The sequence below is a fragment of the Pantoea sp. RIT413 genome, assembly GCF_003057675.2.
Taxonomy (GTDB): Bacteria; Pseudomonadota; Gammaproteobacteria; order Enterobacterales; family Enterobacteriaceae; genus Pantoea; species Pantoea eucrina.
On record NZ_QBJB02000001.1, the window covers coordinates 451,263 to 466,125 of the forward strand.

Genomic DNA, 14,863 nt, shown 5'->3' on the forward strand with positions numbered 1-14,863 from the left:
CTCTCCACGCGTTTGTCTTAGCTTATCACAACCTGCCAGCACAACTTAATTTGCGCATGCGCAATGGTTGCATAAAAGGCAAATAAATTTGTTATCATTATTTGTTCCGCGTGCGGGCTCTGGCTGCATTGAGCGCGCATTCGCCGGGAATAGTTTCTCTTTCTCTTAATCAAACAGGTGATACGTGCAGAAGTATTTAACAGAAGCGCGTCAGCTGCTGGCCCTCGCAATCCCGGTGATCCTCGCTCAGGTAGCCCAGACTGCGATGGGATTTGTAGATACCGTTATGGCCGGTGCGGTAAGCGCCACGGATATGGCCGCCGTTGCTGTTGGCACCTCTATCTGGCTTCCCGCCATTCTTTTTGGTCACGGTCTGCTACTGGCACTGACGCCAGCCGTTGCGCAACTCAACGGGTCCGGACGACGTGAACGCATTGCCGAGCAGGTGCGCCAGGGGTACTGGCTGGCACTGGCCGTTTCGCTTGTCATTATGGTTGTGTTATGGAACGCGGGCTATCTTATCCGCGCAATGCATGACATTGACGCCGATCTGGCCATTAAAGCGGAAGGTTACCTGCATGCGCTGCTCTGGGGCGCACCAGGCTATCTTTTTTTCCAGGTGGCGCGTAACCAGTGCGACGGTCTGTCTAAAACCAAACCCGCCATGCTGCTGGGCTTTCTCGGACTGCTGACCAACATTCCGCTGAACTACATCTTCATTTATGGCCACTTTGGTATGCCGCGTCTCGGCGGCGTGGGGTGCGGCGTGGCAACCGCCTCCGTCTACTGGGTGATGTTTCTGGTTATGCGCTTCTGGCTCCGGCGTATGCCGGCGATGCGCGATATTCGCATGGCCTCACGCTGGTCAGCGCCCTCGCGCGCTATTCTCACGCGGCTCTTTTCGCTGGGGTTACCGGTAGCGCTGGCGCTGTTCTTTGAAGTTACGCTGTTTGCCGTAGTGGCGCTGCTGGTTTCACCACTGGGCATTGTGAATGTCGCAGGACACCAGATCGCGCTCAACTTCAGCTCACTGATGTTTGTCCTGCCGCTGTCGCTGGGGGTAGCCACCACGATTCGCGTGGGTTACCGGCTGGGTGAAGGCTCGGCGGAAGGTGCACGCACCGCCGCCTGGACCGGTCAGGGCGTGGGCATCGCCATGGCGGCCTGCACTGCCCTGTTTACCGTCACGTTCCGTCACGATATCGCCGCGCTCTATACGGCGAACCCTGCGGTCATTACGCTGGCTGCCCAGCTGATGCTGCTGGCTGCGATCTATCAGTTCTCCGATTCGATTCAGGTTATCGGCAGCGGGATCCTGCGCGGTTATAAAGATACCCGCTCGATCTTTTTCATTACGCTGATCGCTTACTGGGTATTGGGACTGCCGGCAGGCTATATCCTGGCGCTGACTGACTGGATTGTTCCGGCGCTGGGTCCGGCCGGATTCTGGTGCGGGTTTATTGTGGGCCTGACCTCTGCCGCCGCGATGATGATCTGGCGTATTCGCCGTATGCAGCGTCTGCCTGCAGAGGTTATTCTGGCGCGGGCGGCGCGCTAAGTGGCTGAGCGGGCGTTTATCTGGCCCGCAATGCTGAAAAAAGCGACGCTTCGCACAGATGCTGGTCAGTCGTCCCGATTTTCTGTTTTTTTCCCTTGCCAGGTTTCCGGCGTACCGTTAATATTCGTCCCCGCTGTCGCCCTGACAGCGTGTTGCGCTCTTAGCTCAGTTGGTTAGAGCACCACCTTGACATGGTGGGGGTCGATGGTTCGAGTCCATTAGAGCGCACCAAGTGCGTCCGTAGCTCAGTTGGTTAGAGCACCACCTTGACATGGTGGGGGTCGGTGGTTCGAGTCCACTCGGACGCACCAGTTTGCTGTATTGCGCGCTCTTAGCTCAGTTGGTTAGAGCACCACCTTGACATGGTGGGGGTCGATGGTTCGAGTCCATTAGAGCGCACCACTTCGCTGTATCCTCTTCTTGCGCAACGTCGCTTTCCTTGATTCAGGTCGATATCCCCTGCTGCTTTTATATTGGTTTTCGCATACTTAGCGATTATACTATGGCTCGTTGTTTCACCTGAAAGGTTTCAGCGCTGACGTGCCTATGCCATCAATGTCTCTGATTTGCGCAACGCCGCTCTGCCGGCCTGCTTCTGCAACGCATAACTTCCCTGCACGCTCAGTTCCTGTCACCTATTCTTACTTCTGTATTATCCGTAGCCACAATCGTCACATTTTCACTTCGGTGCTCCGCGCATCGGATACCGACCTTTATCATCCATCACAACATACAGATATCTGACATGAAAAAGACCAAGATTGTTTGTACTATCGGGCCGAAAACCGAATCAGAAGAGATGCTGACCCAGCTGCTGGAAGCAGGCATGAACGTTATGCGTCTCAACTTCTCGCACGGTGATTACGCCGAACATGGTCAGCGCATCGCAAATATGCGTGCCGTCATGGAAAAAACGGGGCATCAGGCCGCGATTCTGCTGGACACCAAAGGACCGGAAATCCGCACCATGAAGCTGGAGGGTGGCAACGACGTTTCACTCAAGGCGGGCCAGACCTTTACCTTTACCACCGATCAGTCTGTGATTGGTAATCATGAACGCGTCGCTGTTACCTATGCCGGTTTTACTGAAGATCTGAAAATTGGCAACACGGTTCTGGTCGACGATGGCCTGATTGGCATGACCGTTACTGAAGTCACGGAAAACAGCGTAGTGTGTGAAGTGCTGAATAACGGCGACCTCGGCGAAAACAAAGGCGTTAACCTGCCTGGCGTCTCTATCCAGCTGCCTGCACTGGCAGAAAAAGATAAGCGCGATCTGATTTTTGGCTGCGAGCAGGGAGTGGACTTTGTCGCCGCGTCGTTTATTCGTAAACGCTCTGACGTGCTGGAGATCCGCGAGCATCTGAAAGCGCATGGCGGCGAAAACATCCAGATCATCTCTAAGATCGAAAACCAGGAAGGCCTTAACAACTTCGATGAAATTCTTGAAGCGTCTGACGGCATCATGGTTGCGCGTGGCGATCTGGGCGTAGAGATCCCGGTTGAAGAGGTTATCTTCGCGCAGAAGATGATGATCAAAAAGTGCAACAAAGCCCGCAAAGTGGTCATCACTGCTACGCAGATGCTCGACTCCATGATCAAAAACCCGCGCCCTACCCGTGCTGAAGCGGGCGACGTGGCTAACGCCATTCTTGACGGTACTGACGCCGTGATGCTGTCTGGTGAGAGCGCCAAAGGCCGCTATCCGCTGGAGTCGGTCACGATCATGGCCACCATCTGTGAGCGTACCGATCGCGTGATGAAGTCACGCATCGACGAGCTGAAAGATTCCCGCAAGCTGCGTATTACGGAAGCTGTCTGCCGTGGTGCCGTTGAGACCGCAGAGAAACTGGAAGCACCACTGATTGTTGTAGCCACCGAGGGCGGTAAATCAGCAAAATCAGTACGTAAGTACTTCCCGGATGCAACCATTCTCGCCCTGACGACCAACCAGACCACTGCCCGTCAGCTGATCCTGAGCAAAGGTATCGAGACTCGCCTGGTCGCCCGCATTGAATCAACCGATGATTTCTATCGCATTGGTAAAGAGCTGGCGCTGGAAAGCGGCTACGCGCAGAAAGGTGATGTGGTCGTGATGGTTTCAGGTGCCCTGGTGCCAAGCGGAACTACTAACACCGCTTCCGTGCACGTGATTTGATTTAACGTCACACTTTATTTAAACAAGCGCCTTAACCGGCGCTTTTTTTATTCCATCGCTAATCTATAATCAGAAAAATTCAAATCGAAAATAACTATTCAATATGTTGTGGAATTAAGGTTAATCCGATTAAATCCCTCTGTTTTCGCTAAATATTTTCATCATATTCTGCCAGATGCTGCTTCTTTGAGCGAACGATCAAATTTAAGCATGTTCTCATCAAAAATTTATTCTCAACTTAAAAAGCTTTGTGCAATACTTGTAACGCTACATGGAGATTAACTTAATCTAGAGGGTATAAAATGAAACGTACTAAACTGGTACTGGGCGCGGTAATCCTGGGTTCAACTCTGCTGGCTGGTTGCTCAAGCAACGCTAAAATCGACCAGCTGTCTTCAGACGTTCAGACTCTGAACGCTAAAGTTGACCAGCTGAGCAACGACGTGAACGCAGTGCGTTCTGACGTTCAGGCTGCTAAAGATGACGCAGCTCGCGCTAACCAGCGTCTGGACAACCAGGCTCACTCTTACCGTAAGTAAGAGTTCTGGTTTGAAAAATGGTGCCCTGGTGGCACCATTTTTTTTGTGCTGATTCCAGCGCCCGGTGGCGCTGTCTGACCGGCTGACTTCAGCCCTGCGGCTCTGCGGCAACCGGCTCGCCGCTGCTGACCAGCACCGGCATACCTGAACGGCGCGTCATCGCCTCCTCAATCAGCGCACTGTCGCTTTTCGCACTGCGGCTAAAGGCTTTCAGAGCGGTGCTGCGCACCAGCGGCTGCGTCTGCGGATCATCTTTTTCACTGCGCGACAGCGGCTGATGAACCTCAATATAACGTTTACCGTCTGGTTCGATGGCGTACTTCACCGGCTGATTAACAATCTGAACGCGCGTGCCTGCCGGGACGCTGCTGAACAGCGCTTCAATATCAGCGGGACGCAGGCGAATACAGCCGGAGCTGACGCGCATGCCGATGCCAAAGTCAGCGTTAGTGCCGTGAATCAGGTAGTGTCCCTTGCCATACGCCAGACGCAGGGCGAACAGTCCCATCGGATTGTCAGGGCCGGCCGGAACCGTAACCGGCAGCGTCACGCCCTCTTTCGCATAGCGCTTGCGAATATTTGGCGTCGGTGTCCAGGTCGGGTTGGGAATTTTCTGGCTGATACGCGTCACCATATCGGGCGTCGCAGCGCCTAACTGGCCAATGCCGATTGGATAGACCACCACGCGGTTTTCTCCCGGCGGATAGTAGTAGAGGCGCAGCTCAGCCAGATTAACCACAATCCCTTTGCGCGGCGCATCCGGCAACAGCATCTGCAGCGGCACGGTGATCTGCGTACCTGCCGCCGGCAGCCAGGGATCAACGCCGGGGTTTGCTTCCAGCAGGCCGAGCAGTCCTGTGCTGTAGCGCGCTGCCACGCTCTCCAGCGGCTGTTTGTTATCAGAGATAGTGGTCAGAACGTTTTCGCCGATCAGGCGGCTGTCGTCGGCAGGGAGAGGATATTCAGTAGCCATTGAAGGTGCAGAGAGTCCAAAGCAGGACAGCAGCAGTGCACCAGCTAAACGTAACGCAGGTTTCATGCAGGTTTCTCTTTCTGGATGGAAAAGACCCCGGCTAAACCGGGGTCTGAAGAGTGTACCTTAGCAGAGCTGCTGAGCGTTATGCCGGATAGCGCGGATCATCGCTTCCAGCCCCTGAGAACGCGTTGGCGTCAGGTGCTGAGTCAGCGCCAGTTCCGCAAACCAGTGGCGCACATCCAGCTCGAGGATCTCCTGCGGCTTCAGCCCCTGATAGAGGCTAAATACTACTGCAATCAATCCCTTAACAATAGCTGCGTCGCTATCCCCTTCAAACGCCATCGATCCGTCCGCCTGCGGCGTCATGCGGATCCAGACCTGGCTCTGACAGCCTGAAATGACATACCCAGGCTGATGCAGGCTTTCAGAGGATTCTGGTAATTTTGCACCCAGCTCAATGATGTAAAGGTACTTCTCTTCCCAGTTAGCGCAACGATTAAAGTTGCGCACCAGCTTCTCTTTTTCCGGCAGGTTCGCCATCTGTTACTCCTGAAATCTGCTTAGCCCAGCAGGCGATGGATACGCGTCAGGCCAGCGGCCAGCCGATCTGCCTCATCTTCGGTATTATAGAGCGCGAAGGAGGCGCGACACATCGCCGGTACGGCATAGTGGCGCATCAGCGGCATCGCACAGTGGTGACCGGTGCGAATGGCAATACCATACTGATCGAGGAAGCTGCCAACGTCAAAGGCGTGATGTTTACCCAGGTTAAAGGCGATTACCCCGCTGCGCTGTGCTGGACCATAAAGCACGATGTCCGGTACTGAAGCGAGTTTGTCCAGCGCGTAACGCATCAGCGCGCTTTCGCGTGCATGAATAGCGTCAAGACCCAGTTCACTTACCCAATTCAGTGCGGCACCCAGACCGATGATACCGCCGGTATTAGGCGTACCCGCTTCAAAGCGCCACGGCGCGCTGTTCCAGGTGGTTCCCACCGGCAGCATGACCTGGTCAATCATGGAACCCCCGCCTTCCCACGGCGGCATCTGCTCCTGCAGCGCTTTACGCGCATAGAGCACGCCGATGCCGGTCGGACCGTAAATCTTATGTCCGGAGAAAACGTAGAAATCACAGTCGATATCCTGCACGTCAACGGCGTGATGCATCACCGCCTGCGCGCCATCAATCAGTGTGACCAGGCCGGCTGCTTTCGCCTGAGCGACCAGCGCCTTAACCGGGTTAACGGTGCCCAGCACGTTAGAGACGTGCGTGACCGCCAGCAGCCGGGTACGGCTGTCGATGAGCGAAGCAAGCTGCTCTGTAGCCAGTTCGCCGCTATCGCTGAGCGGCAGGACGCGGATCTCAGCACCGGTGCGCTGTGCCACCATCTGCCACGGCACGATGTTAGCGTGATGCTCCATCTCGGTAATGATGAGATTGTCACCGGGCTGCAGCTGACTGCCGCCCCAGCTATTGGCTACCAGATTAATGCCTTCGGTTGTGCCTTTAACAAAGATAATCTCTTCATGCGAAGCCGCATTCAGAAAGGCCGCAGCCTGCGCGCGTACCGCTTCCATATCGCTGGTGGCCTGCGCGCTCAGCGAATGGATGCCGCGATGCACGGCGGCGTAGCCGTGCTGGTAAAAATGACTTTCCGCGTTGATTACCGCGAGCGGACGCTGCGCGCTGGCCGCGCTGTCAAGGTAGGCCAGCGGGTGTCCGTTGACCTCACGACTCAGGATCGGAAACTCCGCTCTGACTCGTTCGGAATCGAAACTCATGAATGTACTCCAGGAAAACGCTGTGAGATGCGTGCCAGCACCGCCTGACGCAGAATGTCATCATCCAGCGTTTCGGTCAGTTCGGCGGCAAAAGCGTGGATGATCATCTGCTGCGCCGCTTCTTCAGCAATACCGCGCGAACGCAGATAGAACATCTGCTCATCATCAATGCGGCCGATGGTGGCACCATGGCTGCATTTCACGTCATCGGCGTAGATCTCCAGCTGTGGCTTGGTATCGACTTCCGCCAGCCGGCCCAGAAGCAGATTGTTATTGGTCATCTGGCCATCGGTTTTCAGCGCGTGCTGTGCCACTTTGATGTGACCATTGAAGACGGCACGGCCTTTTTCGCGCGAAATGGTTTTATGCAGCTGACGACTCAGGCAGTGGCCTTTGTTGTGCTCCAGATAGCTGCGGGTATCTGCGATTTCGCTGCCCACCGGCAGGACCAGGCTGTTCATTGCCAGCTCGCTGTTTTCGCCATTCAGCTGCGTGCTGGTGTTATGACGTGACAGGCCGGCGCCCAGCAGGAAGCTGGTGCTGCTGACGCGCGCATCCTGACCCATCACAATGTCATTATGCGCAAAGTGATAGCTGCTGCTGGTTTCAAAGGCGAGCTTGGTATGTTTCAGCTGCGCATTATCCGCCACGGCAAAGGTGATCCGCGCGCCGGTAAAGTGCGCCGCGTCATTCAGCGTGACATAGTGCTCAACGATTTCCGCTACCGCACTCTGCTCCAGCTCTACATGATGACGATGATGCACGGTGTTGAGCGCATCTGCCTGACCGCTGGTGATATGCAGCAGGTAGAGTGGGCGGGTGGCCGCTTTGCCGCGCGCCAGACGAATCGTCGTCACCTCTTCTGCCAGGCTCTCTGTCAGATGCAGGAAGATCTCCGGCTGCACCGGCGCCGGCAAATCGCGACGCTCAGCTGCCTGAACGTGCTGGATCTCAAACAGATCGGTTTCCGTGCTGCTCAGCGCAGGCTGGAAGCGGCCATCAACAAATACCAGTCGTACCGCGTCCAGCGGCAGCGCCAGCGCATCCGCCTGCTCACGGCTGAGACTCTGCGCGGAAGGCAGCACAAAGTGCTGTCCCAGCAGGCTCTCCAGCGACGTATATTTCCAGTTTTCATGCTTGCGGGTGGGCAAGCCTTCACGCATCAGCTGCTGCCAGTGCTGCTGCGCCTGCAGCGAGCGCTGCTCGCCGCGAGACTCAAACAGATGGTGCCACTGCTGCAGGGCATTATCACTCTTCGTCGGTAAGCCAGCCATAGCCTTGCTCCTCCAGCTGTTTCACCAGTGAAAAGTCGCCAGACTTAACGATTTTACCCTGATAAAGAACGTGCACGTGATCCGGCTTAATGTAATCCAGGATACGCTGATAGTGCGTTACGATGATGAAAGAGCGCTTACCGTCGCGCAGGCTGTTAACGCCCTCAGACACGATTTTCAGGGCATCGATATCCAGACCCGAATCGGTCTCATCGAGAATGCAGAGTTCCGGCTCCAGCGCCGCCATCTGCAGAATATCATTGCGCTTCTTCTCACCACCGGAGAAGCCGACGTTAACTGAACGCGTCAGCAAATCTTCCGGCATTTTCAGCAGCTTGATCTTATCTTCGATAAAATCCTGGAAGTCGAAGCGATCCAGCTCTTCCTGCTCGCGATATTTGCGTACTGCATTAACGGAGGTCTGCAGGAAAAACTGGTTGCTGACACCCGGGATCTCTACCGGGTACTGGAACGCCATAAAGATGCCTTCTCCGGCACGCTCTTCAGGTTCCAGCGCCAGCAGATCTTTCTCTTTAAAGGTGACAGAGCCACCGGTGATCTCGTAATCTTCGCGACCCGCCAGCGTTGCTGAAAGCGTACTTTTACCTGAGCCATTCGGGCCCATAATGGCGTGGACTTCACCTGGTTTAACTTCCAGGTTCAGACCGCGCAAAATCTCTTTATCTTCAACGCTAACCTGTAAATCTTTAATACTTAACATACTTATTCCTTCACATTGCTTCCGGCAACGCGTGTGGCATCAGCCGACACTGTGCTCAAGGCTGATCGCTAACAGTTTTTGTGCTTCCACGGCAAATTCCAGTGGCAGCTCGGAGAAAACATCTTTACAGAAGCCGTTGACGATCATAGAGATCGCATCTTCTTCGCTGATGCCGCGCTGCAGGCAGTAGAACATCTGATCTTCGCCAATACGTGACGTAGTGGCTTCATGCTCAAGCTGCGCTGTGTTGTTGCGCGTTTCTACATACGGGAAAGTATGCGCACCGCAATCGGGACCAATCAGCATCGAGTCACACTGCGTAAAGTTACGCGCATTGGTTGCCGTCGGCATGATTTTCACCAGACCGCGGTAGGTATTCTGGCTTTTACCCGCCGATATCCCTTTAGAGATAATGGTCGATTTGGTGTTTTTACCGATATGGATCATCTTGGTACCGGTATCCGCCTGCTGGCGACCGCTGGTCAGGGCAACCGAGTAGAACTCACCTACGGAGTAGTCACCGCGCAGGATACAGCTTGGATATTTCCAGGTAATCGCAGAGCCGGTCTCAGACTGCGTCCAGGACATCTTGCTGTGATCGCCTTCGCACAGGGCGCGCTTGGTAACGAAGTTGAGGATACCGCCCTCACCTTCGCCGCCAGGGAACCAGTTCTGTACCGTGGAATATTTCACTTCAGCATTTTTATGGATGATGACTTCAACGACCGCTGCGTGCAGCTGATAAGTGTCACGTACCGGCGCCGAGCAGCCCTCGATATAGCTGACATAGCTGTCTTCATCTGCAATCAGAATGGTGCGCTCAAACTGACCTGTTTTCGCCGCGTTGATGCGGAAATAGGTCGACAGCTCCATCGGGCAGCGTACCCCTTTCGGGATATAAACAAAGGTGCCATCGGAGGCTACCGCTGAGTTAAGCGCAGCAAAGAAGTTATCGTTGTGTGGCACGACAGTACCCAGATACTTCTGTACCAGTTCCGGATGGTCATGGATCGCTTCACCAAATGAGCAGAAGATAATGCCCTGTTTGGCCAGCTTGTCACGGTAGGTGGTTGAGACCGACACGGAATCGAAAATCGCATCGACAGCGACCTCTTTACCTTCACGTACCGGAACACCCAGCTGATTAAACGCGTCTTCCACTTCCTGAGTCAGGTAGTCACTGGAGGCCACGCTGCCCGACGCCTGGGTTGCACCCGGCTCAGATGCGCAGCTGTCGTCACAGTTCCCGCATGATGGCGCAGAAAAGTAGCTGTAATCCTGATAGTCGAGCTTGTCATAGTGCGCTTTTAACCAGTGCGGCTCTTCCATTTCAAGCCAGGCACGGAAAGCCTTGAGCCGGAACTCAAGCATCCATTCGGGTTCGTTACGCTTAGCCGAGATCGCACGCACGACATCTTCATTAATGCCGTGTGCCAGTTCGTCGGTTTGTAACCGGGTAAAGAAGCCCTCTTTGTAGTTGAGCTTGCCTTCCCAGGTCTGTACATCATCAGATGCTTCGCTATGTCGTGACATATTTCACTTACTCGACGCCAAAGCTTTCACCGCACCCGCAGGCGTGCTGAGCTTTAGGGTTATTGAATTTAAAGATCTGGTTCAGGCCTTCACGGACGTAGTCCAGCTCGGTGCCGTCGACAAACGGCATTGCCTGAAGCGGCACAAAGAGTTTTGCGCCAAACTGCTCAAACTGCAGATCGTCATCGGCTGGCTCTTTTACCAGATCCATGACATAACCAAAACCGGCACAGCCAGATTGTTTCACGCTCAGTTTCAGACCCTTTACTTCCGGATCCTGTTCAACCAGAGTCAGGATCTGTTTCGCTGCCGACTCGGTCAGCGTAAGTCCTTTCCAGACAAAATCGTCAGGCGAAAAGGACGCGGCGTTTACTGATGACATCGTTGTACCTCGCAAGTCTGGACCTTCTCAGGCTATCCCCCTATGGTAGTGATATCGCCTATCACTTCAACCTCTTGTTTTGCAGGGATAATCATCTCGTGCTGTTTTTTCTGCTTAATTATTAAGCATAGTCCCTTTAGTACGGCCTGTAACAGACAGTTTTTATTCGGGACAAATATTACAACCTATTGATATCGTAACATTTTATAAAAACCGGCCCTAAAGCAATTAACCTGTATACAGGTTACGCCTTTACCGAATGTAAAGAGATTGTTATTGCCGATTTTAGTAACAGGTTACAGACATCAATATATTTCTTTAGCGGGAATTGCATTCCTGACGCAGTTTAATATGATAATGATTATCATTAACTATTTAGGCGGCGCTATGACACGTACCGTTTCAGCCTGGTTACAACACAAAATCAGCGACTACCGATTTGCCGTGCGCGACATCACCGTAGATTTTTATCTGGCCGAAGCCAGACTCAACCGGCCAGAGTGCTCACTGGAGCAGCTGCGCCGGTTTAACGATACCTGCCTGGATATGGCGGAAATCTGCGATATCAACGGCGACGATCGCAGCTATCTGCACGCCTTAGGCAAGCTGCACCATCGCCTGATTCAGGAGATGGGCAACGATGACCGTGACCGGCTGTTTCGCCTGCAGGCGTATCAGTTCGCCCGCCAGTCGCTGACGCATTTATGCCAAAAGCTTGCACAAAGCGGCGACTGGGACCAGATAACGGGCCTGCAGCGTGATTTTGTCCGCCACGCTGGCTGGATATTCTAATCCAGCTTTGTGACGGCTCCTACATTTTGTTTACATCAATTCCAGCAGCGCCTGTAAAGGATGACGCATGCCGTTGCCTTCGGCACGTTTCACCTGGCTGCGACAGGAAAAGCCGGTCGCCAGACAGCGCTGGCGCGGCAGCCGCTGCAGCTGCGGATGCCAGGAGAGCGCATAGATGCCGAGCGAGTTCTCCAGATGCTGCGCCTCGTGGCCATACGTCCCCGCCATGCCGCAGCAGCCGGTATTGATATTTTCCAGCCGGGCACCGAAGCGGGCAAATATCTTCTGCCATTGATCCGGCGTAGCGGGCAGCGCGGTCACTTCCGTACAGTGCGCAAACAGATACCAGGGCTCGCCGCTGACCGGCTGATTTACGCCATCAGCCAGCGCCTGCTGCAGCCACTCATGCACCAGTAGCACGCTGAAATCACCGCGCTTGCTTTTCAGTACCTGCTGATACTCATCGCGATAGCAGAGCACAGTGGCCGGGTCGACCCCGACCATCGGGATCCCCAGTTTTGCCACCCGATTGAGCAGTTCAGCAGTTTTCGCTGCGGTACGGGCGAAACGCTGCAGAAACCCCTTAACATGCTGCGCTTTGCCGTTGGGAGAGAAAGGCAGCAGCACCGGACGGTAACCCAGCTTTTCAATCAGTGAAATAAAGTCGGTCACCAGCTGCGCTTCGTAGTAGCTGGTAAACGGGTCCTGCACCACCAGCACGCACTGCTGCCGCGCGGCGCTATCCATCGCTTCCAGCTGCTCCAGCGTCAGGTTCATTGCCGGATGCCCGCTCAGACGCTGTTTAAGGTTAGGTGCGGAGAGCTGAGGCAAATCCACCATACCGATATGCGTTTTGCTGAATTCGCGCATCCACGGCTGCTGCAGGAAGAAATTGAACACCTTTGGCGCTTTCGCCATCAGCGGCGCATAGCTCTCTACGCTGGCCACCAGGTGATCGCTGACCGGTCGCAGATAGCGCGTATGGTAAAGTTGTAAAAAGCGCGCGCGGAAATCGGGCACATCGATTTTAATCGGGCACTGGGTCGAACAGGCTTTACAGGCCAGACAGCCCGACATCGCCTCTTTTACCTCATGGGAAAAATCGTACTCTCCGCGGTTAGCGTGCCAGCTGTTACGCGTACGCTGGATCAGCATACGCAGGCTGGCTCCCTGCTGCGGCAGCGCCTGCTCAAGCTGGTCAGGATCAACGCCCTGCTCCGACAGCAGGCGCAGCCATTCACGCGTCAGCGTCGCGCGTCCTTTCGGCGAGTGAATACGATTGCGGGTGATTTTCATCGACGGACACATCGGGCTGCGCACATCAAAATTGAAGCAGAGGCCGTTGCCGTTGCACTCCATCGCGCCGCGCCAGCTGGTGCGTACCGTCAGCGGGATCTGACGATCCAGATCGCCGCGCATCGCGCCATTCACCTGCATCATCGGCGCATCGCTCTCCAGCGGCGTGCAGATTTTACCCGGATTCAGCCGGTTATCGGGATCGAACGCGCGTTTGATACGACGCAGCTCGGTAAACAGCGTTTCACCGAAAAAGGCCGGACTATACTGCGCGCGGAAACCTTTGCCATGCTCCCCCCACAGTAACCCGCCGTAACGGGCCGTCAGCGCGACCACTTCATCTGAAATCTGCTTCATCAGCAGCACCTGCTGCGGATCGCACATATCCAGTGCCGGACGCACGTGCAGCACGCCCGCATCAACATGGCCAAACATACCGTAGCTCAGGCCGTGGCTATCCAGCAGCGCGCGAAACTCACCAATATAATCGGCCAGCTGCTCCGGCGGCACCGCCGTATCTTCCACAAACGGAATTGGCTTGGCGCGCCCCTGTGCATTGCCCAGCAGGCCAACCGCCTTCTTACGCATCGCGTAAATACGCTCGACCTCAGCCAGTTCATTACAGATCTGATAACCTATGACGCCACCCTGCCGCTCAGCCATCAGCGTATCCAGCCGGTCGCAGAGACGGGCGATTTGCTGTTCGATAAGTGCGCCATCATCGCCGGCAAACTCCACGATATTCAGTCCCAGCATCGTTTTATCCGGGATATCGGTGATCAGTTCTTTAACGGAGTGCCAGACAATATCTTCCCGCGCCAGATTCAGTACTTTTGAATCCACCGTCTCCACTGACAGCGCCTGCGCTTTTACCATAAATGAAGCGTTGCGCAGCGCGGAGTCGAAAGACTCATATTTAACGTTAACCAGACGACGGACTTTGGGGATTGGCGTGATATCAAGACGCGCTTCCGTAATAAACGCCAGCGTGCCCTCGGCACCGCACAACAGCCGCGTGAGATCGACCTGCTGCATGTCATCACTGAAGACGTGGCGTAAATCGTAACCGGTCAGGAAGCGGTTAAGCTTTGGAAATTTTTCAAGGATCAGCGCGCGCTGCTCACGACAGCTTTGCAGCACCGTCTGGTAGATGCGGCCCTCAGGCGTCGGCGTTGCGGCGAGCTGCTCCGCCAGCGCCACCGGTATGGCGCGCGTATCAAGGATATCGCCGCCCAGCAGCACCGCGCGTAACCCCTCGACATGATCGGAAGTTTTACCATATACCAGCGATCCCTGACCTGAGGCATCGGTGTTGATCATGCCGCCCAGCGTGGCGCGGTTACTGGTGGAGAGCTCCGGGGAAAAGAAGAAACCGTATGGCCGGAGCCAGGCGTTGAGCTGATCTTTCACTACTCCCGCCTCAACCCGCACCCAGCCCTGTTCGGTGTTGATCTCCAGAATGCGGTTCATGTAGCGCGACATATCAACCACAATGCCCTGATTCAGCGACTGTCCGTTAGTGCCGGTGCCGCCGCCGCGTGGCGTAAACGTCAGGCTGGCAAAAGCGTCCTCACCGGCGAGCCGCGCAATCAGAGCGATATCTGCGGTCGAACGCGGAAACAGTGCCGCATCCGGCAGAAGCTGATAGATGCTGTTATCCGTAGAGAGTGAGAGACGGTCGGCATAGCTGGTAGCGGTATCGCCGGTAAAACCCTGCTCTTTGAGCGCCTGCAAAAAGGCGAGAACTTGCTGAACCAGGCCAGGAGCCTGCGGAATTTGTGGGATCATGGTGTCGTGACCGGGATGTTGTAAACGTTTGCGTAGTAATTTTTCAACGTCTGGTTGTATCACAT

Annotated in this window: 12 protein-coding genes and 3 tRNA genes; 7 read left to right on the top strand and 8 right to left on the bottom strand. The window is 55.0% G+C overall.

Annotated elements, in window-relative coordinates:
* The first annotated feature begins 184 nt into the window (after positions 1 to 184).
* From DBY66_RS02070 to DBY66_RS02095, 6 genes are all read left to right on the top strand, one after another.
* Positions 185 to 1,558 carry an MATE family efflux transporter gene (locus DBY66_RS02070; RefSeq protein WP_039384121.1) on the top strand — a complete coding sequence of 458 codons (1,374 nt, stop codon included), beginning with the start codon at positions 185 to 187 and terminating at the stop codon, positions 1,556 to 1,558.
* A gap of 154 nt (positions 1,559 to 1,712) precedes the next feature.
* A tRNA-Val gene (locus tag DBY66_RS02075) sits at positions 1,713 to 1,789 on the top strand.
* 3 nt (positions 1,790 to 1,792) lie between these two features.
* A tRNA-Val gene (locus DBY66_RS02080) sits at positions 1,793 to 1,869 on the top strand.
* Between the two features lie 14 nt (positions 1,870 to 1,883).
* Positions 1,884 to 1,960, top strand: a tRNA-Val gene (locus DBY66_RS02085).
* 343 nt (positions 1,961 to 2,303) lie between these two features.
* Positions 2,304 to 3,716: a pyruvate kinase PykF gene (gene pykF, locus DBY66_RS02090; RefSeq protein ID WP_039384119.1), complete on the top strand. Its 1,413-nt coding sequence runs from the start codon at positions 2,304 to 2,306 to the stop codon at positions 3,714 to 3,716.
* 302 nt (positions 3,717 to 4,018) lie between these two features.
* Positions 4,019 to 4,255: a major outer membrane lipoprotein gene (locus DBY66_RS02095; protein ID WP_039384115.1), complete on the top strand. Its 237-nt coding sequence runs from the start codon at positions 4,019 to 4,021 to the stop codon at positions 4,253 to 4,255.
* A gap of 88 nt (positions 4,256 to 4,343) precedes the next feature.
* Here the strand turns inward: DBY66_RS02095 and DBY66_RS02100 are convergent, their stop codons facing one another.
* From DBY66_RS02100 to sufA, 7 genes are read right to left on the bottom strand one after another with little or no spacing between them, the layout of a single operon-like run.
* Positions 4,344 to 5,294, bottom strand: coding sequence for a L,D-transpeptidase family protein (locus tag DBY66_RS02100; protein ID WP_108569281.1), 951 nt, complete (start codon positions 5,292 to 5,294; stop codon positions 4,344 to 4,346).
* 60 nt (positions 5,295 to 5,354) lie between these two features.
* Positions 5,355 to 5,771, bottom strand: a complete 417-nt coding sequence (sufE, locus tag DBY66_RS02105) for a cysteine desulfuration protein SufE (RefSeq protein WP_108569280.1) — start codon at positions 5,769 to 5,771, stop codon at positions 5,355 to 5,357.
* A 20-nt stretch (positions 5,772 to 5,791) separates the two neighbouring features.
* Positions 5,792 to 7,012: a cysteine desulfurase SufS gene (gene sufS, locus DBY66_RS02110; protein ID WP_108569279.1), complete on the bottom strand. Its 1,221-nt coding sequence runs from the start codon at positions 7,010 to 7,012 to the stop codon at positions 5,792 to 5,794.
* The gene (sufD, locus tag DBY66_RS02115) at positions 7,009 to 8,286 is read right to left on the bottom strand and encodes a Fe-S cluster assembly protein SufD (RefSeq protein ID WP_039384107.1); all 1,278 of its coding nucleotides are present in this window, start codon (positions 8,284 to 8,286) and stop codon (positions 7,009 to 7,011) included. Before sufD ends, sufS begins: the two co-directional genes overlap by 4 nt.
* The gene (sufC, locus tag DBY66_RS02120; RefSeq protein WP_039384106.1) at positions 8,261 to 9,007 is read right to left on the bottom strand and encodes a Fe-S cluster assembly ATPase SufC; all 747 of its coding nucleotides are present in this window, start codon (positions 9,005 to 9,007) and stop codon (positions 8,261 to 8,263) included. The genes sufD and sufC overlap by 26 nt, the downstream gene beginning before the upstream one ends.
* A gap of 39 nt (positions 9,008 to 9,046) precedes the next feature.
* Positions 9,047 to 10,540, bottom strand: a complete 1,494-nt coding sequence (gene sufB, locus DBY66_RS02125; RefSeq protein ID WP_039384104.1) for a Fe-S cluster assembly protein SufB — start codon at positions 10,538 to 10,540, stop codon at positions 9,047 to 9,049.
* 7 nt (positions 10,541 to 10,547) lie between these two features.
* The gene (gene sufA, locus DBY66_RS02130) at positions 10,548 to 10,922 is read right to left on the bottom strand and encodes a Fe-S cluster assembly scaffold SufA (protein ID WP_039384102.1); all 375 of its coding nucleotides are present in this window, start codon (positions 10,920 to 10,922) and stop codon (positions 10,548 to 10,550) included.
* Positions 10,923 to 11,309: 387 nt separating this feature from the next.
* Here sufA and DBY66_RS02135 point away from each other — a divergent pair, with 387 nt between their 5' ends.
* Positions 11,310 to 11,714 carry a hypothetical protein gene (locus tag DBY66_RS02135; RefSeq protein ID WP_039385821.1) on the top strand — a complete coding sequence of 135 codons (405 nt, stop codon included), beginning with the start codon at positions 11,310 to 11,312 and terminating at the stop codon, positions 11,712 to 11,714.
* Positions 11,715 to 11,744: 30 nt separating this feature from the next.
* On the opposite strand, the gene DBY66_RS02140 is transcribed toward DBY66_RS02135, so the two are convergent.
* Positions 11,745 to 14,798 carry an FAD-binding and (Fe-S)-binding domain-containing protein gene (locus DBY66_RS02140; protein ID WP_104084799.1) on the bottom strand — a complete coding sequence of 1,018 codons (3,054 nt, stop codon included), beginning with the start codon at positions 14,796 to 14,798 and terminating at the stop codon, positions 11,745 to 11,747.
* Positions 14,799 to 14,863: the final 65 nt, after the last annotated feature.